Source organism: Mucilaginibacter celer (assembly GCF_003576455.2).
In the GTDB taxonomy this organism is placed as follows: domain Bacteria; phylum Bacteroidota; class Bacteroidia; order Sphingobacteriales; family Sphingobacteriaceae; genus Mucilaginibacter; species Mucilaginibacter celer.
In genome coordinates, this window is the sequence record NZ_CP032869.1 from 7016935 (window position 1) to 7037010 (window position 20076).

At 47.5% G+C, this 20076-nt stretch carries 24 protein-coding genes; 22 read left to right on the forward strand and 2 right to left on the reverse strand.

What is annotated here, in order from left to right:
- The first annotated feature begins 388 nt into the window (after positions 1-388).
- Both istA and istB read left to right on the forward strand, forming a co-directional pair.
- The gene (istA, locus tag HYN43_RS29440; RefSeq protein WP_245446919.1) at positions 389-1918 is read left to right on the forward strand and encodes an IS21 family transposase; all 1530 of its coding nucleotides are present in this window, start codon (positions 389-391) and stop codon (positions 1916-1918) included.
- A 20-nt stretch (positions 1919-1938) separates the two neighbouring features.
- Positions 1939-2700 (forward strand): IS21-like element helper ATPase IstB, encoded by a 762-nt coding sequence (gene istB, locus HYN43_RS29445; protein WP_119407387.1) that lies wholly within the window; start codon positions 1939-1941, stop codon positions 2698-2700.
- 191 nt (positions 2701-2891) lie between these two features.
- On the opposite strand, the gene HYN43_RS29450 is transcribed toward istB, so the two are convergent.
- Positions 2892-3125, reverse strand: a complete 234-nt coding sequence (locus HYN43_RS29450; protein WP_119407388.1) for a helix-turn-helix domain-containing protein — start codon at positions 3123-3125, stop codon at positions 2892-2894.
- A gap of 549 nt (positions 3126-3674) precedes the next feature.
- Between HYN43_RS29450 and HYN43_RS29455 the strand changes: the two genes are divergently transcribed.
- The 7 genes from HYN43_RS29455 (at position 3675) to HYN43_RS29485 (ending at position 10437) form a co-directional block, all read left to right on the forward strand.
- A complete protein-coding gene (locus HYN43_RS29455; protein WP_119407389.1) occupies positions 3675-4154 on the forward strand; it encodes a DUF4385 domain-containing protein in 480 nt (159 codons plus the stop codon).
- Positions 4141-4284: a DUF2256 domain-containing protein gene (locus HYN43_RS29460; protein ID WP_119407390.1), complete on the forward strand. Its 144-nt coding sequence runs from the start codon at positions 4141-4143 to the stop codon at positions 4282-4284. Before HYN43_RS29455 ends, HYN43_RS29460 begins: the two co-directional genes overlap by 14 nt.
- The gene (locus HYN43_RS29465) at positions 4260-4772 is read left to right on the forward strand and encodes a 2'-5' RNA ligase family protein (protein WP_119407391.1); all 513 of its coding nucleotides are present in this window, start codon (positions 4260-4262) and stop codon (positions 4770-4772) included. Before HYN43_RS29460 ends, HYN43_RS29465 begins: the two co-directional genes overlap by 25 nt.
- A 538-nt stretch (positions 4773-5310) precedes the next feature.
- Positions 5311-7467 (forward strand): catalase, encoded by a 2157-nt coding sequence (locus tag HYN43_RS29470; RefSeq protein WP_119407392.1) that lies wholly within the window; start codon positions 5311-5313, stop codon positions 7465-7467.
- Position 7468: 1 nt separating this feature from the next.
- Complete coding sequence (locus HYN43_RS29475) at positions 7469-7945, forward strand: ankyrin repeat domain-containing protein (RefSeq protein ID WP_119407393.1); 477 nt, start codon at positions 7469-7471, stop codon at positions 7943-7945.
- A gap of 83 nt (positions 7946-8028) precedes the next feature.
- Positions 8029-8514, forward strand: a complete 486-nt coding sequence (locus HYN43_RS29480) for a low affinity iron permease family protein (protein ID WP_119407394.1) — start codon at positions 8029-8031, stop codon at positions 8512-8514.
- Between the two features lie 108 nt (positions 8515-8622).
- Complete coding sequence (locus tag HYN43_RS29485) at positions 8623-10437, forward strand: alpha-amylase family glycosyl hydrolase (protein ID WP_119407395.1); 1815 nt, start codon at positions 8623-8625, stop codon at positions 10435-10437.
- On the opposite strand, the gene HYN43_RS30835 is transcribed toward HYN43_RS29485, so the two are convergent.
- Complete coding sequence (locus HYN43_RS30835; protein ID WP_245447087.1) at positions 10404-11000, reverse strand: hypothetical protein; 597 nt, start codon at positions 10998-11000, stop codon at positions 10404-10406. The genes HYN43_RS29485 and HYN43_RS30835 overlap by 34 nt on opposite strands.
- Positions 11001-11023: 23 nt before the next feature.
- Here HYN43_RS30835 and HYN43_RS29495 point away from each other — a divergent pair, with 23 nt between their 5' ends.
- The 13 genes from HYN43_RS29495 (at position 11024) to HYN43_RS29555 (ending at position 20030) form a co-directional block, all read left to right on the forward strand.
- Entirely contained in the window at positions 11024-12697 is a 1674-nt protein-coding gene (locus HYN43_RS29495) for an FAD/NAD(P)-binding protein (protein WP_119407397.1), read from the forward strand.
- On the forward strand, positions 12694-13251 hold the full coding sequence (locus HYN43_RS29500) for a DUF1543 domain-containing protein (protein ID WP_119407398.1): 558 nt from the start codon (positions 12694-12696) through the stop codon (positions 13249-13251). The genes HYN43_RS29495 and HYN43_RS29500 overlap by 4 nt, the downstream gene beginning before the upstream one ends.
- A gap of 63 nt (positions 13252-13314) precedes the next feature.
- Positions 13315-13899 (forward strand): hypothetical protein, encoded by a 585-nt coding sequence (locus HYN43_RS29505; protein ID WP_119407399.1) that lies wholly within the window; start codon positions 13315-13317, stop codon positions 13897-13899.
- A 462-nt stretch (positions 13900-14361) separates the two neighbouring features.
- On the forward strand, positions 14362-14628 hold the full coding sequence (locus HYN43_RS29515; protein WP_119407400.1) for a YetF domain-containing protein: 267 nt from the start codon (positions 14362-14364) through the stop codon (positions 14626-14628).
- Between the two features lie 55 nt (positions 14629-14683).
- Positions 14684-15538: an SDR family oxidoreductase gene (locus HYN43_RS29520; protein ID WP_119407401.1), complete on the forward strand. Its 855-nt coding sequence runs from the start codon at positions 14684-14686 to the stop codon at positions 15536-15538.
- A 29-nt stretch (positions 15539-15567) separates the two neighbouring features.
- Complete coding sequence (locus tag HYN43_RS29525) at positions 15568-15849, forward strand: DUF3175 domain-containing protein (RefSeq protein ID WP_119407402.1); 282 nt, start codon at positions 15568-15570, stop codon at positions 15847-15849.
- Positions 15849-16589, forward strand: coding sequence for a DUF72 domain-containing protein (locus tag HYN43_RS29530; RefSeq protein ID WP_119407403.1), 741 nt, complete (start codon positions 15849-15851; stop codon positions 16587-16589). Before HYN43_RS29525 ends, HYN43_RS29530 begins: the two co-directional genes overlap by 1 nt.
- Positions 16590-16664: 75 nt before the next feature.
- On the forward strand, positions 16665-17114 hold the full coding sequence (locus HYN43_RS29535; protein ID WP_119407404.1) for a ferritin-like domain-containing protein: 450 nt from the start codon (positions 16665-16667) through the stop codon (positions 17112-17114).
- Between the two features lie 85 nt (positions 17115-17199).
- A complete protein-coding gene (locus HYN43_RS30570) occupies positions 17200-17376 on the forward strand; it encodes a DUF6496 domain-containing protein (protein ID WP_162996680.1) in 177 nt (58 codons plus the stop codon).
- Position 17377: 1 nt separating this feature from the next.
- Positions 17378-18376: an SDR family oxidoreductase gene (locus tag HYN43_RS29540; RefSeq protein WP_119407405.1), complete on the forward strand. Its 999-nt coding sequence runs from the start codon at positions 17378-17380 to the stop codon at positions 18374-18376.
- Positions 18377-18447: 71 nt separating this feature from the next.
- Entirely contained in the window at positions 18448-19113 is a 666-nt protein-coding gene (locus HYN43_RS29545; RefSeq protein WP_119407406.1) for a flavodoxin family protein, read from the forward strand.
- Between the two features lie 8 nt (positions 19114-19121).
- The gene (locus HYN43_RS29550) at positions 19122-19634 is read left to right on the forward strand and encodes a cupin domain-containing protein (protein WP_119407407.1); all 513 of its coding nucleotides are present in this window, start codon (positions 19122-19124) and stop codon (positions 19632-19634) included.
- A gap of 9 nt (positions 19635-19643) precedes the next feature.
- Positions 19644-20030, forward strand: a complete 387-nt coding sequence (locus HYN43_RS29555) for a DoxX family protein (RefSeq protein ID WP_119407408.1) — start codon at positions 19644-19646, stop codon at positions 20028-20030.
- Positions 20031-20076 lie beyond the last annotated feature (46 nt).

A 20076-nucleotide genomic window follows, 5' to 3' on the forward strand; every position in this document is an offset into this window, starting at 1 on the left:
TATTCATATCCTTTCTTTATTTTGAGATTCTTACGTGGAATTAAACGAAAAGTTGCAAGAGTCAACGGTTAGATAAATTGCATGTTTGCTATAAGTTGTTGTGGGCGTCTAAGTGACCTTAAAATAGCGAAGAATCGTTGTAATTAGACATTCATCAGGAAAATACCTGGCGAGAAACGCAGTTTTACTTATAACGTTATGCCTAATGCCTGGAGAATTCGCTGATATTGACCACCTGATTTCGGAGGAAACTGACCACCGATTCCGCGGGAAAGTGACCACCTGATTCCGCGGGAAAGTGACCACCCCGAACGAGCCACTTATGCTGTAGAAGCAGGCCTATTTTTGAGGTTTAACAACTTCACTAATGGCCAACACTACGATAAGCATGAGTAAGATAAGACAGATCCTAAGGATGTACAGCCAGGGCCGCAGCAAGCTATCGATAGCGGCCCAGTCCGGCGTGTCACGCAATACCGCAAAGAAGTACCTTGTTGCGTTCGATGCCAGCGGCTTTACGTTCGAAGAGATCAATACCCTTAATGATAAAGAGCTGGAGGACTTCTTTGGCAAAAGCAGTGAACGCCCCCCGGACAAGCGCATGGTGGCCCTGCAGCGCTGTTTCCCGCAGATAGATAAAGAGTTAAAGCGTGTCGGCATGAACCGCCGCATCCTGTGGGAAGCTTATATCAAAGAGTTCCCTGACGGGTTCAAGTACACCCAGTTCTGCTTTTATTACAACCAGTGGAAAGCCCGCGTGAACCCCACGATGCACCTGGATCATAAAGCCGGTGATAAGCTGTATGTGGACTTTGCCGGTGAAAAGCTAAGCATAACGGACAAGGATACCGGTGAGGTCATCGAGGCCGAGGTGTTCGTTGCTATCCTTGGTGCCAGTCAGCTAACTTACGTAGAAGCTGTGCTGAGCCAGCAGAAAGAAGACTTTATAGCAGCCTGCGAGAATGCCCTGCACTTTTATGGCGGCGTACCTGCCGCCATCGTTCCCGACAACCTGAAGGCTGCCGTTACCAAAAGCAACCGCTATGAGCCAACACTGAACGAGACCTTTGCCGACTTTGCCGACCATTACGGAACGACCATCTTACCAGCGAGGGCGTACCGCCCTCGCGACAAAGCACTGGTAGAAGGAGCTGTTAAGATCGTTTACAGCCGTATCTACGCACCTGTTCGCAAAGAGGCCTATCATACCCTTGCAGAACTGAACACAGCGGTCAAAGCCGCTTTAGAAGCACATAACAGCCAGCCGCTGAAAGGCCGCAATTACAGCAGAAAGCTCCAGTTCGAGGAGATAGAACGCCAGGCTCTCTCGCCATTACCGGCATTACGTTATGAGTTCAAACGGCAGCACCAGGCCACCGTAATGAAGAACGGGCATGTTTGTCTTGGTATCGACAAACACTACTACAGCGTACCGTACCGCTTCATCGGCAGGAAGGTCAAACTGCTGTATTCCCGCACCAACGTAGAGGTCTATTACCACTACGAACGCATTGCCATGCACAGGCGTATCAAAAGCCCTTACAGCTATACTACGGATAAAGACCACCTGGCTTCGACACACCGCTTTATGACCGAATGGACACCAGATAAGTTCCTGGAATGGGCGGCATCCATTCATGAGGATGTGAGGCTTTACATCCTGAAGATACTGGACCGGAAGCAACACCCGGAACAAGCTTACCGCTCCTGTATCGGTATCCTCAGCCTGGCGCGTAAGGCAGGTAACGAAAGGCTGGCCAGCGCTTGCAGGCGTGCACTCGGTTATGGCGTTTATAACTACAAGACCATACAGCAGATACTGGAGAACAAGATGGACAGCTACGAGGATAGCTTATTTGCTGACGAACTGCCTATGCCCAGCCATGACAATATCCGTGGAGAGAACTACTATAAATAACCATTAATAAATAGATCGATATGAACACGAACACCTTGGACAAACTTCGCAAGCTGAAGTTCTTTGGCATGTACCATGCCTTTAAAAGCTGCCTGGAAACGGGCCAGACCGCTGAATACACTACTGATGAACTGCTGGCCCACCTGGTAGAGGCCGAATGGGACGACCGGCAGAACAGGCGCATAGAGCGTACGATCATGTATGCTAAGTTCCGCTATAAGGCCTCGGTAGAGAACATCCACTACCATGCCGACCGTAGTATCGACCGCAATCAGGTAATGCGCCTGGCAGACTGCCACTTTATTGACCGGAATGAGAACCTGTTGATCACAGGCAGCACCGGTATCGGCAAAAGCTATATCGCTTCTGCTATCGGACACCAAGCCTGCATACTGGGTTACCGCGTGTTCTATGCCAGCACACCCAAGCTCTTTGCTAAGCTGAAGATGGCTAAGGCAGATGGTTCCTATATGAAGGATGTCGCCAAACTGGAACGCCAGCAACTACTGATCCTGGATGACTTCGGTATACAGCCTTTTGATGCGCAGAGCAGGGCTGCACTGATGGAGATCATTGAGGACAGGCACGGTAAAACGTCATTGATCATTACCTCTCAACTGCCGGTCAGTAAATGGTATGAGGTCATTGGTGAAAAGACGATCGCTGATGCTATCCTTGACCGTATCGTGCATGATGCGCACCGGATGGAACTTAAGGGAGAGTCGATGAGAAAAAGAAGGCCGGCAGAGCCCGAAAAAAGCTATCTGCAAAACACACTTTAAATAACTACTTTTGACAACGCTTCTACAGCGTTCGCTGCGCTCGTTCGCCAGCACTTTAGGTGGTCAATTTGCCACGGAATCACCTGGTCAACTTCTCCGTATTATACATAATGCCTTTCGTTCATGTATGATCTGCTGTAGAAAAAATATAATAGGGACTGAAATATCAGCGAGCTTATATTGGATTTTTTTTATTTAAAATCAGAGAAAAAGTCCTGTGTATCAATGTTAAGTACCTCGAATAATGTAAACATATATTCTATCGAAAAATCTATAGAGGTCTCTTCGATATTCCTGAGCATGGCAACATCGATAGCCGTGAGTTCCGCCAGTTGCTCCAAACTTAAGGCTCTGTAATTTCGCTCAAGCGCTATCTTGCGCCCAAATTGTTCGCGATGTGCACGGGCTCTGGCTTGTTCGTTCATAGAATAATATAAAACTCCGTAAAATTACAAATACAACCTGAAGTTGTAGCTGAAGGAAGGGTAAATATTTTAATGGAGGTGGGTAAGAGACAATAGAGACTAATACCGATAAACGTTTTGATGAGATATCGTTTAAGACAATGAGGAGCACAGAAAGTGAGAGGAGAAGTTAGTGCCGAATTACATCGAGAAAGAACGATTCATAATTCGGCTGTTTATCCATGATGATGAGCATCGATTATTATTGAATAAATATTGTTTTGCACGCTATCTTTTTATGAAATCGTGATCGCTCACAACAGCTTTGGGCTTCCTTGATTTCGCTTGAAAATTAAGCTTGATGTTATTTTACCAGGCGAGGTGCGATAACTTGCCCAAACGTTATTTAAAGACTGTCTTGGACCATATGCGTTGTAGCTCAACATCCTGACATCTCGCCGCTTAAGCCTTTACAAACTTGATAAGATAATTCGCGGTTAGGAAGTAACAAACATTTGATCGTTTTAAAGGGATGCGCAACATTAGGCCTCTTCTTTTGTTGGTTAATTAATGCAACAACCCAGCTACCTGAATTTCGATGCGTCGAAATACGCATGGAAATCCGATATTGACTATAAGAAATATCCTGAACGATATAAGGTGGGTAAAGGCGAACAAGGCGTCCTCATCTGTGAACCTTACAAAAGTGAGATCGGGAAATATTGGCGCTTTAAAACAAAAGCAATTGCTGAGAAAAGCAGCCAAAAAATCTATAATTTGTTTAATGAATACTTAGCGTCCGGCGATTTTGTAGGCGCAGATATGGCCCGGAAATACTTGCAGATGGGGTACACGCGGGCGCGTCGTTACGCGAATTACAGTGGAGGCAGGAAGTATGATGCGGCGCAGGATCACGTCTTGTTGGAACGGGGCACGGGTGATCTGGAAAAAGCAGATGCGGCTAAAGTATTTTATGCCAGATGGAAAGCAGCGGAGGCGAATGAAGTTTACGCTGCCATGAAAAAGGATTGGAAGCATGCGAGGGGTTAAAAGGGAAAATTTACCACAAAAGATATGTACTACATGCGGCAAACCCTTTGTTTGGCGCAAAAAGTGGGAAAAAGTTTGGGAAAAAGTTAAATACTGTTCGGAGAAATGCAGACGGAACAAAACCCAATGATATTGACCCTTAGGCTGGATGAGAAAAGCCAGGCATTCTTTAATGAATTGCGGATGAGGTATTTCCCACCGGAGCGGAATTTTCTCAAAGCACATTTGACTTTATTTCACCAGTTGCCGAATGAAGCGGATACGCCGAAATATTTCAGCAGTTTACGATACAACGCTTTTGATGTGGAGGTTACCGGCTTGCGTCACCTCGGCGCAGGTGTGGCTTACGAAATTGATTCGGGAGAATTGCAGGAGTTTCATCGGAAATTAAGCCAATATTTTCACAAGGTGTTAATTCCGCAGGACCGGCAACCATTCAAACCCCACATTACCATTCAAAATAAAGTGACGCCGGCGGCATCCAAAGATTTGCTGACCGAGCTAATGGGGAATTTCAAACCATTTACGGTCACGGCCACCGGACTTGACTTATGGGAGTATCTGGGAGGTCCATGGCGTCACAGTTCAAGTTATCATTTTTTTAAAGTGAATCATTAGTGAATCTCCTGATTTCAAACAGTGAAACGAAACGTAAAAGAACACTGTAATCCTATTACAAATTTAATTCCCATCTCGTCTTCTTACAAGACATGCAACGATATCGTTTCAAGGGAAGCCAGAATAGTAAAGTTTTCATGAGCAGGGTTCGTGGCACACGCTTAAGCGATGAACGGGTATTTTTCCCACATAGACAACCTGGGCTTACTTTGGGTGGTGTAGGATATAAGTCAACGATCATGATAGGGGATGTTATTTCCGCTCATCATTTGGTTTAATCAGTTATTCAAAATTAAGTACTAACGGTTGTTTTTTCAAAATGAAATTATAGAAACCCAATTAATGATCATTTATAACTATACCCAGCGGCTTGGATTTCAATTTGCTGTATTTGATGCCTGGGCTATTTTATCTATTAAATTTTCGTTTTAATATAAATATTTTCAAACAATTTAAGAATAGTTCCGTTTTTTGATAAACAAGATTGATAGACCTGGATACCCAATTAGTCTCAGGGGGTATGATTTAACCGGAAAATATGGAAAAGAAAAATACGCCACCCAAAAAAGGCACTGAAAGTGCTATAGATCAAAAGCTGGCACGGCAACCAGAGAACGCGAAAACGGAAAATTTGAAAGCCCATACTGCCGACGCCACCGGGGAATCAATGACCACCAATACAGGTCTCGCCATCAACGACGACCAGAATTCTTTGAAAGCCGGTGACCGGGGGCCAAGCCTTCTGGAAGATTTTATATTACGGGAAAAAATCACTCATTTTGATCATGAACGCATTCCGGAGCGGGTGGTACATGCCCGCGGTTCGGGGGCGCATGGCATTTTCAAGGCCTACGGAAATGTTTCGAAAGCTACGAAAGCAAAATTTTTACTGGACACCGAAAGGGAAACTCCGGTATTCGTCAGGTTCTCAACGGTGGCAGGATCGAAAGGTTCCACCGATCTGGCCAGGGATGTACGGGGCTTTGCCGTGCGATTTTATACCGAAGAAGGAAACTTTGACCTGGTAGGCAACAACATGCCCGTATTTTTCATACAGGATGCGATGAAATTCCCTGACCTTATCCATGCCGTTAAGCCCGAGCCGGATAATGAGATCCCGCAGGCGGCTTCTGCCCACGATACTTTTTGGGATTTTATTTCATTAACGCCGGAATCGGCCCATATGATTATGTGGGCGATGAGCGACCGTGCGATACCGCGCAGCCTCCGGATGATGGAAGGGTTCGGTGTACATACCTTCCGGTTCATCAACGAAGCAGGTAAGGCCAGTTTTGTTAAATTTCATTGGAAGCCCTTGTTAGGCGTCCACGCCGTGGCATGGGACGAGGCGCAGAATATTTCCGGTAAAGACTCGGATTTTCATCGCCGTGATCTTTGGGATGCCATTGAAAGCGGTTCCTTTCCGGAATGGGAGCTGGGCGTGCAGATCATACCGGAAGAAGACGAATTCAAGTTCGATTTCGATCTGCTTGATCCGACCAAGCTGGTGCCGGAGGAACTGGTGCCCGTTGAACGTATCGGTAAAATGACGTTGAACAGGAACCCGGACAATTTTTTTGCGGAGACCGAACAGGTCGCGTTTCACCTGGGACACATCGTACCGGGGATTGATTTTAGCAATGACCCCTTGTTGCAGGGCCGCCTGTTCTCTTATACGGATACCCAGCTGAGCCGCCTGGGAGGTCCTAACTTCCAGGAGATCCCGATCAATCGTCCGCTCAACGCCGTCCATAATAACCAGCGCGACGGGCATATGCGCCAAATGATCAATAAGGGAAAAACGAGTTACGGGCCAAATTCTTTAGGGAACAATGACCCGCAGCAGGTAAAGGAGGCAGATGGCGGCTTTGTAAGTTACCAGGAGCGGATCGAGGCCCGCAAAACCAGGGCAAGGAACAAAAGTTTCTTTGATCATTTCAGCCAGGCAAGTTTATTCTTCAACAGCCAGTCGCAGCCGGAAAAGAACCACATCATCGACGCATTAACCTTTGAACTTGGGAAGGTGAAAACCGTCGCGGTCCGTGAACGGATGCTGGGCGTGCTCCTGCAGATTGATACGGCACTGGCCAAAATGGTGGCTGACGGCCTTGGCCTGCAGGTACCTGAAGGACCTGTTCTCAACCAGAATATACCGGCAGATGGCGATCCGGCAGATTATGCACCTGTAAAAGGTAAAAGCGCCGTAAAAATTTCACCTGCCTTAAGTATGGCCAATACCATCAAGGACACCATCAAAAGCCGTAAGATCGCGATCCTGGCAGCAGAGGGCGTAAAAGCACAGTCCCTTAACGCCGTCAAAGCTGCTTTGGAAGCCGAGGGCGCTGTTGCAGAGGTTATCGCTCCGAAACTGGGTTTGATCGATGATGGCATAGAAGCAGACCAGAGCTTTCTTGGTGCCGCTTCTGTATTGTTCGATGCGGTATATGTAGCTGGTGGGAAGGGTTTGGATGCCGAGGCTAATGCTTTACATTTTCTGAACGAAGCGTTCAAGCATTGCAAGGTTATCGCGTTTGAAGATGGAACGGAGGCCATATTGGCCGCTACCGGTTTCTCGCAAAAAGTGAAAGATGATCCGGGCGTCATAATAGGAAAGGATCTGATCAATGACTTTATTACCGCCATTAAGGGACACAGGGTTTGGGAACGCGAAAAATCAAGATTAATCCCTGCTTAATATGGATGTCAACAATACCTTATTCTTCCAGGCAGCCCGAACCGGTGACCTGGATACCCTAAACCGGATGCTTCGCGACGGGATGGAAGTTAACAGCCGTGACGAGAAAGGTTATACGCCGCTGATCATTGCCTGTTACAACAACCAGCCGGATGCCGCAGAGTTGCTTCTCGAAGCGGGCGCGGATGTCAATACCGGGGACGCAGGCGGTAATACCGCCCTGATGGGTGTTTGCTTTAAGGGTTACCCGCTTATTGCCGACTTGTTGATCCGGTACGGGGCAGACCTTGATCTTCAGCATGGGAACGGCGGTACGGCCCTGATGTTCGCCGCCATGTTTGGACGCAACGAGATGATCCGCTTATTGGTGGCGAACGGTGCAAACCGGAATCTAACGGATAACCGGGGGCTTAGCGCATTTGACCTGGCCGCGCAACAAGGCAATGAAGAAGCTATTGGAATTTTAGAAAATCAATAAACACGTCACTTAAAAAAACAAATGCATTCCTAAACTTGTGATATCGCCCTGCAGGTCTTCTGCGGGGCTTCCCGGTACAATCTATGAAACGAAAGAAAAACCTTTTTGAACGCTTTTCTGAATGGGCCACTAAAGCTACCGGCAGTTCTGCTGCCTTTATTCTCGCAGTGTCAGCAGTGGTTATTTGGGCTGCCACTGGCCCGGTAGCCAAATATTCCCAGACCTGGCAGCTGATCATCAATACCGGGACGACCATTATCACCTTCCTGATGGTTTTCCTGATCCAGAAATCACAAAACAAAGATTCCAAAGCGATCCATTTGAAACTGAATGAACTTATCGCTTCCCATGAAGGAACCAGCAACCGGATGGTGGATATAGAAAACCTGACCGAAAAGGAACTTGATCAGTTGCATAAGTTCTATGTGCAGATCGCAAAACTGGCAGAAAAGGAAGACGACCTGACCTGTACGCATTCTATTGACGCGGCCGAAGAAAATAACCGTAACAAAACGGTAAACCTAAAAAAACGGAAGTCTTACAGCAAACAAGAAAGGGATAATGCCTGAAGCAGATGAAATGGTCCACGGCGATTTTATTGATTGAAAGTCAGCTTTGTCAAATTACCGGTTACGGGCAGCAAACATTTTTTACACTGATTGTTTATTAAGCGGTCTATGAAAACTACATCTTTACCCACTAATATAACGGTGGCCGGCATGGGTGCCGTGCCGCTTGAACAGGGTGTCCACTTCCGTGTCTGGGCACCGAACGCCGACGCCGTCTTTGTGACTGGCAGCTTTAATGATTTTGATAAAACCTCTCTCCCGCTGGAAAACGAAGGTAACGGGTACTGGGCGGGCACGGCAGCGGAGGCCAAAACCGGCGATGAATATAAATATTATCTGCAAACACCTTATGGTGAGTTTTTCCGGAATGATCCATATGCCAAACAAATGACCAACTCCGCAGGCAATGGCGTGATTTATGACGGTAACCGGTTTGACTGGGGCGAAACTGAATACCAAATGCCCTCATGGAATAAACTGGTGATCTACGAACTTCATACCGGTACCTTTAATGTTAAAGAAGAGGGAAAGCCCGGGGACTTGTATGGTGTAATCGAAAAGCTGCCATATTTGAAAGAGCTGGGAATCAATGCCATCGAGGTGATGCCTCCTTTCGAATTTCCCGGCGGGTTTTCCTGGGGATATAACCCTACCCAGCCTTTCGCAATCGAATCGGAATACGGCGGCCCCGACGCGTTCAAAAGTCTGGTAAAAGCAGCGCACGAGCAGGGCATCGCTGTTATCCTCGATGTGGTTTACAATCACTTCGGCCCCAGCGACCTCGATCTCTGGCAGTTTGACGGCTGGTCAGAAAACGGCAAAGGCGGTATCTATTTTTATAATGACTGGAAATCGGAAACACCCTGGGGTGATACCCGTCCTGATTATGGGAGGGGAGAGGTCAGACAATACTTGCGCGATAATGCCTTGATGTGGCTGGAAGAATACCGGGTGGACGGACTGCGGATGGATATGATCCCCTACATCAGGAACGTACACGCTGATGAGAGTCCGGGCAGCATGCTGGAAGACGGGCTTAGCCTGCTCCGCTGGATCAACAATGAGATCGCTGAAAAATTTCCCTGGAAACTGACCATCGCAGAAGACCTGCATGGTCTGGATAGCATCACTAACCCGACAGACGGTGATGGGTTGGGCTTTGGTGCACAATGGGATGGTGATTTCGTGCACCCTGTGCGCAATGCGATTATAGCTCCTGATGATGCAGAAAGGGATATGTGTGCAATGGAAGCGGCGCTGATGCGACAATATAGCGGCGATCCATTTCACAGGATCATTTATACCGAAAGTCACGACGAGGTGGCCAATGGGAAAGCCCGGGTGGCCGAAGAGATTTCCGACGGTGACGTGAATAACTGGTATTCTAAAAAACGCGCATCGCTCGGCATGGCGATGGTGCTCACCTCGCCCGGGATCCCGATGATCTTCCAGGGACATGAACTTCTGGAAGACCGCTGGTTTTCTGATACTGACCCCATTGAATGGAACCGGGAGAAGGAATTCAACGGATTCGTACGCTTGCACCGCGACCTGATCCGTCTACGCTTGAATAAAGACGGTATCAGCGAAGGATTAAGCGGGCGAAACACCGAAGTCATCCGGGTTGATAATGAGAAGAAAATGCTGGTGTTTCAGCGCTGGCAGGAGGGAGGGCCGGGAGATACCACAGTCGTTGTGCTGAACTTCTCAGGACAAGCCTACTCCGATTACCGGATAGGCATGCCGGGCGCGGGACTGTGGAAGATTCGTTTCAACAGCGATTGGGAAGGCTATGACCAGGAGTTCGGTGATTATAATGTGCCGGATACCAATGCCGAACAACAGGAATGCGACGGATATCAGCATTCAGCCAGTATATCGGTAGGACCTTACTCGGCCGTCATACTTTCACAGGATAAATGATCTTGGTGTGGGGAATGCTTTAACGATTGAAAGAATGAAGGGAAAATCTGTTTTGCGTTCTGTACCTGATCCCAAAGGAGGGCCAGCCGACCGGGCAGCAATCCTGCTTTCGGATATATTGGGTAGCGTGTGGCTTTTAATTGCATTCCTCGCCCCTCATTGGGTTTTACCTGCTTTGGAACTTCGGACTGATTAAAGGACTGCAACCATTTGACCGGGCTCCGTTCAACGTGCTTGACACGATACTGTCGATATTCGCTATCGTGCTTTCTGTTGCGGTTTTGATCAGTCAAAAGCGGCAGCGCCGTCTGGAAAAGATCCGTGAGCAGGTGGAATTCGAAGTTAATGTACGCGCTGAGCACGAGATCACCAAGATACTGGAAATGCTGCACACTATCCAGCAAAAGCTCGGTATCAGCAATAATGATCAGGAACTGGAAGAAATGAAAAAACAAACGAATATCGCCGACATTCGCGAAAAGATCAGGAAGAACAGTTAACACATGATGATGATGACCATTATGCGCAGTTATCCCGGTAAACACATTTTTCGTAAGCGACATTTTCTTTGGAGGTATTGATAATAATGAAAAAAGATAATTCTCAACAGTTGGCTATTTTAGGCGGCGGACCCGCTGCACTGTTTATCTTCAAACGTTTGGTAGACCGCGGACTACCGCATCAGAACATAACCATTTTTGAAAAAAATGACCGGCTCGGTTACGGGATGCCTTATGGGCACAATGGCGCGGCGGACGAACATGTTACCAATGTTTCGGGCAATGAGATCCCGGAATTGATGAGTGATCTGGCTGACTGGATCAAAAAAGTTCCTAAAGACACGCTGGACAAGTACCACATTGATCCGGGGAACTTTAATGACTATAAAGTCCTGCCGCGTTTGCTTTTCGGGCAATACCTGAACGACCAGTTTAACCAGCTCCTTAAACAGGCCAGGGAAAAAGGAATCGAAACAACGGTCTGTTATAAGAGCATAGTAGCTGATGTCATCGATGACCCAGTTAAAAGAAAAATAAAAGTTTTGCTGGAGGATGACCGCGGCTTTGATTTCGACCGTGTAGTCATCTGTACCGGCCACCTTTGGCCTTTCAGATATGAAGGCAAAGTTAAAGGCTGGTTTGACTCTCCTTATCCCCCGGCAAAGATCAGTATCAGGGTAAATCATGCCGTCGCCATACGCGGTTCTTCACTTACCGCCATCGATGCGATCCGTACCTTAGGCAGGCATAACGGCACTTTTGAGAAGATAGATGGAAAACTGTGCTTTACAGCTGATGATCCTAATTTCAAAATCGTCATGTATTCCCGCAACGGACTGCTGCCTGCAGTTCGTTTTCATCTGGAAGACTCACATTTAGGCAAAGAAACGGTATTACCTGCTGAAGAGGTCGAAGCGGTGCGCGCGCAGCATGAAGGTTTTTTGCCTTTGGACTATGTTTTTGAAAAGAACTTTAAAGCCGGAATTTTAAGGCAGGATCCTGAATTTTATGAGCAGATCAAAGAAATGAACATGGAAACCTTCGTGGACTGGATCATGGAACAGCGGGCGCAGGCTGCCCCCTTTGAATTGTTAAAAGAGGAATATGCGGAGGCGGAACAGTCTATAAAGAAACGCGAGTCAGTTTACTGGAAAGAAATGCTGGCCATCCTAAGCTTTGCCATGAATTATCCTGCCAAGTATTTTTCAGCGGAGGATTGGTTGCGGATGCAAAGAAAGTTGATGCCACTCATTTCCGTTGTAATCGCTTTTGTACCGCAAAGCTCGGCTGAAACCTTACTGGCAATGCACCAGGCCGGGAAACTGGAACTGCTCGCAGTGGGAGAAGACGGCTCTTTCGAGCCAGGAGAGGACGGGGGCGCGGTTATCGACGGCACCCATTACCAAACTTTTGTGGATTGCATCGGTCAGCCCCATTTGAAATATGAAGAATTGCCATATCCGGGCCTGTTGCAAAACCGTACGGTGAGCCCGGCGCGCTTACGGTTCCGGGATCCGGAAAAGGGCAGGCAAATGATGAGCGATGATCAGCAAAAGGTGGTCACTGATGATCAGAAGAACTATTACCTGACGGTGCCGGGCGTAAGTATCAATGACAGCTTTCAGGCGGTTGATGAGTTCAATGCACTGAACGAACGGATCTACATCATGGCTGTGCCGTTCATCGGGGGATTTAACCCGGATTATTCCGGCCTGGATTTTTGTGAAGCGGCCTCTAAAGCCATTATCGATAGCTTATGAAATTATTTATGGTTTTACTGGGATCGAAAGCGCCGAGAAGAAATGTCGAGCAGCACGATTTCTTTTTCGGTATAGCTGAAAAACTTGGCGACCTCAAACAACAATTTATCGGGTTCTGGCCGGAAGCGGGGAACAGCCTGCATATCGATGGCTGGCGGGAGATCAATTTTGTGGATGGTTACCGCGTTGACATTGTGCCGGAAGAGCATCAGGGAAACAATAAGCGCATTTTCTTTATCAACCTGGGCGGTTATACTTCGGGAAAACTGGAAGAACAGCATTACACTTTACTGACGGTACAGGATGACCGGATCTCCGCCCTGAAAGCGAGCAAACTGACGGCTTTTTTCAGGACCGCCACGATCAAAGGTCTGAAAGGGGCGGATGCACATATCGATGAAAAATATGGTATCGATGTGGACGACATTTACCGGATCGAAGACTTGTTGTCGCCGGAAACCAAGGCCCGCTGGCATATTCACTTAACTGCGGTGGAAAATGCTCCCGCGGACGAAATCCACCTGGGGTATTTAAAAATGAGCCAGCTGGGCTAAACTCCTCCGCAAAAATGAATTGATTTCTAAAACAGGCGCAGCACCTGGTGTTTAAAGAAAATTATGGCATTAAAATCAGCATGTTTATTGGAATGGGTAAAAAAACGCTATGAGGGAAGGGTCATTCCCCTGAGTAATGTACCTTACATTCACCATGTTTCGGCGGTCGCAGAAATAGCTGCGCATTATGTGACGTTCGGTTATGAAGCGGGCCTGTGCCATGATATGCTTGAAGATGGTATTTGCACAACCGACGAGCTGATCTCTGCTTTGTCTTCATGTTCCTACAGCCTGGAGGAAAGAAACGCTATTTTAGAACTGGTGACTGAATTGACTGATCATTATACTTGCGAGGCTTATCCCCAACTCAGTAAAAAGGAGCGGCGGCGGAAGGAAAACAAGCGTCTCAGGAAAGTCAGCGCCGCTGCACAAACGGTTAAATATGCCGACCTGTTATACAACATGGATTGGAAGCTCTGTTATGAGCCCGAAAAAGCGGAGCGTTACCTCGAGCGAAAAATCCGATTACTGAAGCGCCTGGATAAAGGGAACACGGACTTGCAGCAAAAAGTACTGGACCATGCGTATCGCTCCTTTAATATCAATGGCAATTTAGCTAACCTGCTTTCCATCGCTGCTGTACTTTAACGAACTTTTAAAATTCGGTTTATTAATTCCTGCTTTTTACTTAGGAATACTCTGGCCCATTTTATTTAACGCCGATTATTATGATCCCCAATGCATGTGCCTTGCAGTCAGCGCAATTGCTGTCAAGATCATCCAGGACACGATGAACGGCCGGAAAAATGATGATGCGGCTTTGTTCAATCTTAACCGTTAGCCCTCATATCCCAAAACTTAGCCTTAATTCTGCTGTTATTGCTCAATAGAAGCATTGCTATTTTTATTCGGGGCTGGGGATCAGCTTAATGCCCTGCAAATGAGTTGCCGGGGAGTTGCTTTCTTTTTGATCGCCCTTGTACTCATCCGCATTTCCGGCCGCGGCTCTTTTGGATTGAGAATGCCGCTGGATAATATCGTTATCATTTTATTGGGGGCTGTCATGAGCCGTGCGATAGTGGGTGCTTCGCCCTTTATCCCGGTAGTTATATGTTGTCTCGTTATCGTTTTGTTGCACCGGCTTTTCGGCTGGTTTGTGGCGAGATCGGGAAATTCAGTCATTGGACAGAAGGAAATAAGTTCCTGCTTTTTCATGATGGCAAGTTCGATCATGAAGAAATGCGCCGTGCACTGGTTTGCAAAGAAGATGTGATGCAGGGCATTCGCCGCTCCGCGTTGACCACAGATATGGATACGATCGATAAAGTATATATGGAGCGCAACGGTGAAGTCAGCGTAATCCGCAAAAAAGGATAAAACTTAAAGGAATGTTATTGGTTGAATAGTTTAATTAATAATTAAATACAACCACATGACAACCGCAACTAAAAGGCCCCAGAAGCAAAACAAACAACCAGGAATTGAAGCCAGGATGCACCCGGCCCCCGAATATATCAAGGAAACCTATAAACCGGCCGGAAAACTGATAGGTAAAGTTGCCCTAATCACCGGAGGGGATAGTGGCATCGGCCGATCGGTCGCGGTGCATTTCGCAGAAGAGGGTGCCGATATCGCTATCTTGTATCTGAACGAGGATGTCGACGCCAAAGAAACGCAAAAACTGGTGGAAGCCGCGGGAAAGAAATGCCTGCTGATCAAAGGTGATGTAAAAGATGCCGCTTTTTGTAAACGAGCTGTCGAACAAACCGTTAAAGCATTAGGTAAGTTGAATATTCTCGTTAACAATGCCGGTATGCAATTCCCTCAAAAAGATGTCAAAGCCATCGACGAAGCGCAATTGGATGTTACTTTCCGTACCAATATCTTCGCGTATTTTTATTTCGCGGAAGCGGCGCTGGAATATTTGCAAGCAGGGGATTGTATCATCAATACTACCTCGGTTACTGCTTACCGCTCTTCGCCTTCGCTGATTGATTACTCCTCCACGAAAGGGGCAATAACGACGTTTACCCGTTCGTTAGCAACCAATCTCACTGATAAACATATACGGGTAAATGCAGTAGCGCCCGGACCGGTCTGGACACCACTGATCGTTTCAACTTTCGACAAGGAAAAGATCAAAAAGTTTGGCAGTGAAACAGCGATGAAAAGGGCAGGGCAACCGTCGGAGCTTGGACCCGCATATGTTTTCCTGGCTTCGGATGATGCGTCCTTTATTACTGGCCAGGTGATCCATGTTAACGGAGGCGAAGTGGTTAATGGCTAATGTATAGCAAAATTCGATAACTGAACATTATGGCACAGAAAAAATGGTCGGGTGAAGTCACCGAACACAGCGATGCGCTGGATCTGGAAAAGGATATTTTTAAATCAGGCGACCCAGACAAGATCGCTGCATCATTGAAGCATTCCGCTGAACATAGTGAGCGCCGTAAATCTTCACCTTTTCGCAGTGCGATGTCCATGCTTACCTTTTATGAAAACCGCGCAGGCAAAAACCTAAGTGATGAGGATAAAAAAGTATTGGAAAAGGCTAAAGACAAATTGAGAGAGTTGTTTGGGAAGCCACATCACTGATGCGTAACTTTTACTCCGGGACCAGCAACCTGGTACTGCCGGTGCCCAATAAAACATTCTTTCCTGAAGCATTTCGTGACCGGACGAGATTGAGTTATTATGCTTCACTATTCAATTCTGTAGAGATTAATGCCAGCTTTTACAAAATGCCGCGGGCGAAGACGGTCTTGAAATGGTCAGGCGAAGTTCCGGATGATTTTGTCTTTTCTTTTAAGCTAAACAAAACGGTAACCCATACACTGCAGGGAGCATTTGACGTACAGCCGATTCCTGCATTTATGGATGCGATAGGTGTCACAACCAAACGCGGATGCCTGTTGATTCAGTTACCGCCAAAATTCAGGCCTGACCTGTTTCAGTTACCCGCATTATTAACGGTATTAAAACCATATGGCTGGCGTATCGCGGTCGAATTTCGTCAGCCGGACTGGTACACGGACGATGTGTTTGAATTGTTGAACAGTTTTGATGCTGCTTTGGTACTTCATGATTTGCGTAAATCGACAACGCCGCAGGTATTCACAGCCAATCATACCTATATCCGTTTTCACGGACCGGAGGATGGTTACCGTGGCAGCTATACTGCTGATTATTTAGAGGAATATGCCAGTTATATACAGGGATGGCTGGGCGAAGGAAAGTCAGTATATGCTTATTTTAACAATACTTTGGGAGCGGCTGTACAGGATCTGCAAAACTTGAACCGCCTGGTGTCAGCGAACTATTTAGAGTTCGAATGATTTCCTTTTAATTAATTTATTTAAAAACAAAGCTAAATCAATGCTGTTGTTCCATAAAGTAAAAAGATCTAACCTATGGAAACTAAAACAACTTCAGTTCTGAACGAACTGATCGAAATCAACAACGACCGCGTAGCCGGTTTTGAAAAAGCAATCGCAGATATCAACGATGAAAACATCGACCTGAAAGAACTTTTTCAGCGTTACGCCGCACAAAGCAGGGAGAACAGCCAGGAACTGGCAGCTTTGGTGGGCGCCGAGGGCGACGAAGTGGAAACAGGAACCAGCGTAAGCGGCAGCCTGCACCGAGCCTGGATCGATGTAAAATCTATTTTTGGTGGAAGCACACGCGAAAGCATCCTTTCTGAAGCCGAACGTGGCGAGGATGCCATCAAAAAGGCTTACCGTGAAGCATTGGAGGACACGGAACTGAACGCTACTGCACGGGAAACCATTACCCGCCAGCAAAGCGGGATCAATGCCGCACATGACGAAGTGAAAGCTTTGCGGGACGCGTCAAAATAATTCGGATATGACTGAATAAAGGAGCTGCCGATGGCAGCTCCTTTTGTTTGTGAGCATTTAAAGATCATTTTAACAATTTTTTATCATGGCAAAATATTCAGAGAAAGCGCAGGACAAGGTCCATAAAGCATTACACGAGGAAAAGGAAGGTAAACTGAAAAGCGGAAGTGGTAGAAAGGTGACCTCCCGCAAACAGGCCATCGCGATCGGTCTGTCCGAAGCCCGGAAAGAGGGTGCCAAAGTCCCTAAAAAGAAAGACTGACATGGACAGTGAAAATAAAATGACCCGTCGGCAACTGGTTACCGGGTTAGGCACCACGCTGGCTGCCGCTGCGGCAGCGCCGGCCTTTGCGGCCATTAAAAACGAACCTATGGAAAATACAAAATTGGAAGATCCGACCAGTAAATATCCCAAACCTCCCTTCATGGAGCAAACACAGGAATGGCCCGGGCTCGCAAGTAAAATGAAGCCCAGACCGGATCACGGAGAAACGAGCTACAAGGGCTCCGGAAGGTTAAAGGGAAGAAAGGCATTGATCACCGGCGGGGATTCCGGCATGGGCCGGGCTGCCGCAATCGCCTACGCGCGTGAAGGAGCAGATGTCGCGATCAATTATTATCCCACGGAAGAACCGGATGCGAAGGAAGTGATCGAACTGATGAAAAAAGAAGGCGTGAAAGCGATTGCCATACCAGGCGACCTACGGGACGAAAATTTTTGCAGGAAAATGGTCGAAGAAGCAGTCCGTCAATTAGGGGGACTGGATATCCTGGTCAATAACGCAGGCCGTCAGCAATCGCATCAATCCATTATGGATATCTCTTCAGAACAATTTGACTGGACGATGAAGACCAATATTTACGCGCCCTTCTGGACCATCAAAGCGGCACTGCCGCATTTATTGCCCGGTTCGGTAATCATCGGAACAACTTCAGAGCAGGCATACGACCCTTCACCCGACCTGTATGACTATGCCCAGACCAAGGCCGCAACCATGAACTATATCAAGTCGCTCGCCAAGCAATTGGGGCCCAAAGGGATCCGTGTCAATGGCGTTGCCCCCGGGCCGATCTGGACACCCTTACAGGTGAGCGGCGGTGCGTCCATGGAAAAACTCAAACAGTTCGGCGGCCAGACGCCGTTGGGAAGGCCGGGGCAGCCTGCTGAATTGGCATCGATCTATGTACAACTGGCGGCCAGCGATGCCAGCTACGCGGCCGGCCAGGTTTACGGATCATCCGGGGGAGCCGGACAGCCCTGACCGTCAGGCGGGGTCGGTGCAACGCAGGCCCCGCGTTCAAGCTTATTCAACCTATATAAACCCATCTACCTATGAAAGCATTCATTATCAACTGTACACTGAAACGGCGTCCAGGTTTTTCAAACACCGAAGCGCTCGCAGAAAAAGCAGCCGGGCAATTTGCGGAACTCGGGGTAAAGACAGAAATCATCCGTTTGAACGATTACCAGGTATTGACCGGAAACAGCTCCGACGAAGGGGACGGTGACGAATGGTCGCAGATCCTGGAAAAGATCAAAGACTGTAACATCTTCATCATCGCCACCCCGGTATGGATGGGCCATTTAGCCTCTACCGCTCAAAAAGTGATCGAACGGCTTGATGCCATTTTCAGGGATGAAGGCCTGGCGGATAAAACCACCGGTCAGTACATGCCCTATAATAAAGTTGGCGGTTGCCTGGTTACGGGGAATGAAGATGGCGCGCACAGTTGCGCGGCCCAGGTACTCTGGTCTTTACAGGAAGTAGGTTTCACGATCCCACCAAATGTTAATGCGTATTGGGTGGGCAAGGCAGGTGGCGAGAAAGATTACGTCGAAGCGGGAGGGGAACGGTTCCTGTACACGAATAAAAGCCTGCGTTACATGACCGGCAACTTAGCTTTTATGGCCAAACTGCTGTATGAAAATCCGATTACGACTAACCTGAATGATGCGGCAAAAAAAGCCGAAGCAGAAAGCGATCAGGAAGAAGCATAAGCTAAAATATGGTACAGGAAATTTACATCCGGGATGACGGGATTTTTCCCGGGAACAGCTTACCGGCGCTGTTGTATAAACAAGCATTGGATATTCCTTTGATTTTTGCGGCAGCATATGTCCAAAGCCAATTTGCGGAACATAATTGGACAAATAGCTGGGACGCGGGAATTTTTACCTTTCACCATTACCATAGCATTACGCATGAAGTGTTGGGTATATATTCCGGGAAAGCGCAGGCACAGCTGGGAGGAGATCATGGGCCCGTACTGATTCTTGAAAAGGGCGATGTACTCGTAATTCCTGCCGGAGTGGCACACAGGAATTTAAATGAAAAAAACGCTATCGCGGTAGTGGGTGCTTATCCGGAAGGCATGGATTATGATATGAATTACGGCAAGCCGGGTGAACGGCCTGATGCCGATCGGCGCATTGCACAGGTCCCTATGCCGGAAAACGACCCCCTTAGCGGACGTACTGGCGAGCTGATCAGGACATGGTCGATAAAGCAATGGTTATAATTATACCTCATGGAAAAACAAAAGATCAAAAAAATAGTCAGAATTGCCCTTGGAGCTAACCTGGTGATCGCAGGGATCAGTCACCTCACTTTTGCCCGTAAAGCTTTCCGGGCCCAGGTTCCCAAGTGGGTGCCATTGAAAAAAGACGATACGGTATTGTATTCAGGTTTTGCAGAGATTGCCCTTGGCAGCGCACTGATCTTTACACCGGAGAAATACGCGGAAAGTACAGGTAAATTGGCCGCAGCATTCTTTGTGGCAGTATTTCCGGGCAATATTGCGCAATACACTAATCACCGCGACGCTTTTGGATTGGATACGGACCACAAAAGACTGGCCCGTTTATTCTTCCAGCCCCTGCTGGTTTTATGGGCCTTAAAAAGCACTTCTAAATAGAACACAATGGCGGACAAAAGAAATGAGTTGCCGAACATAATCGACC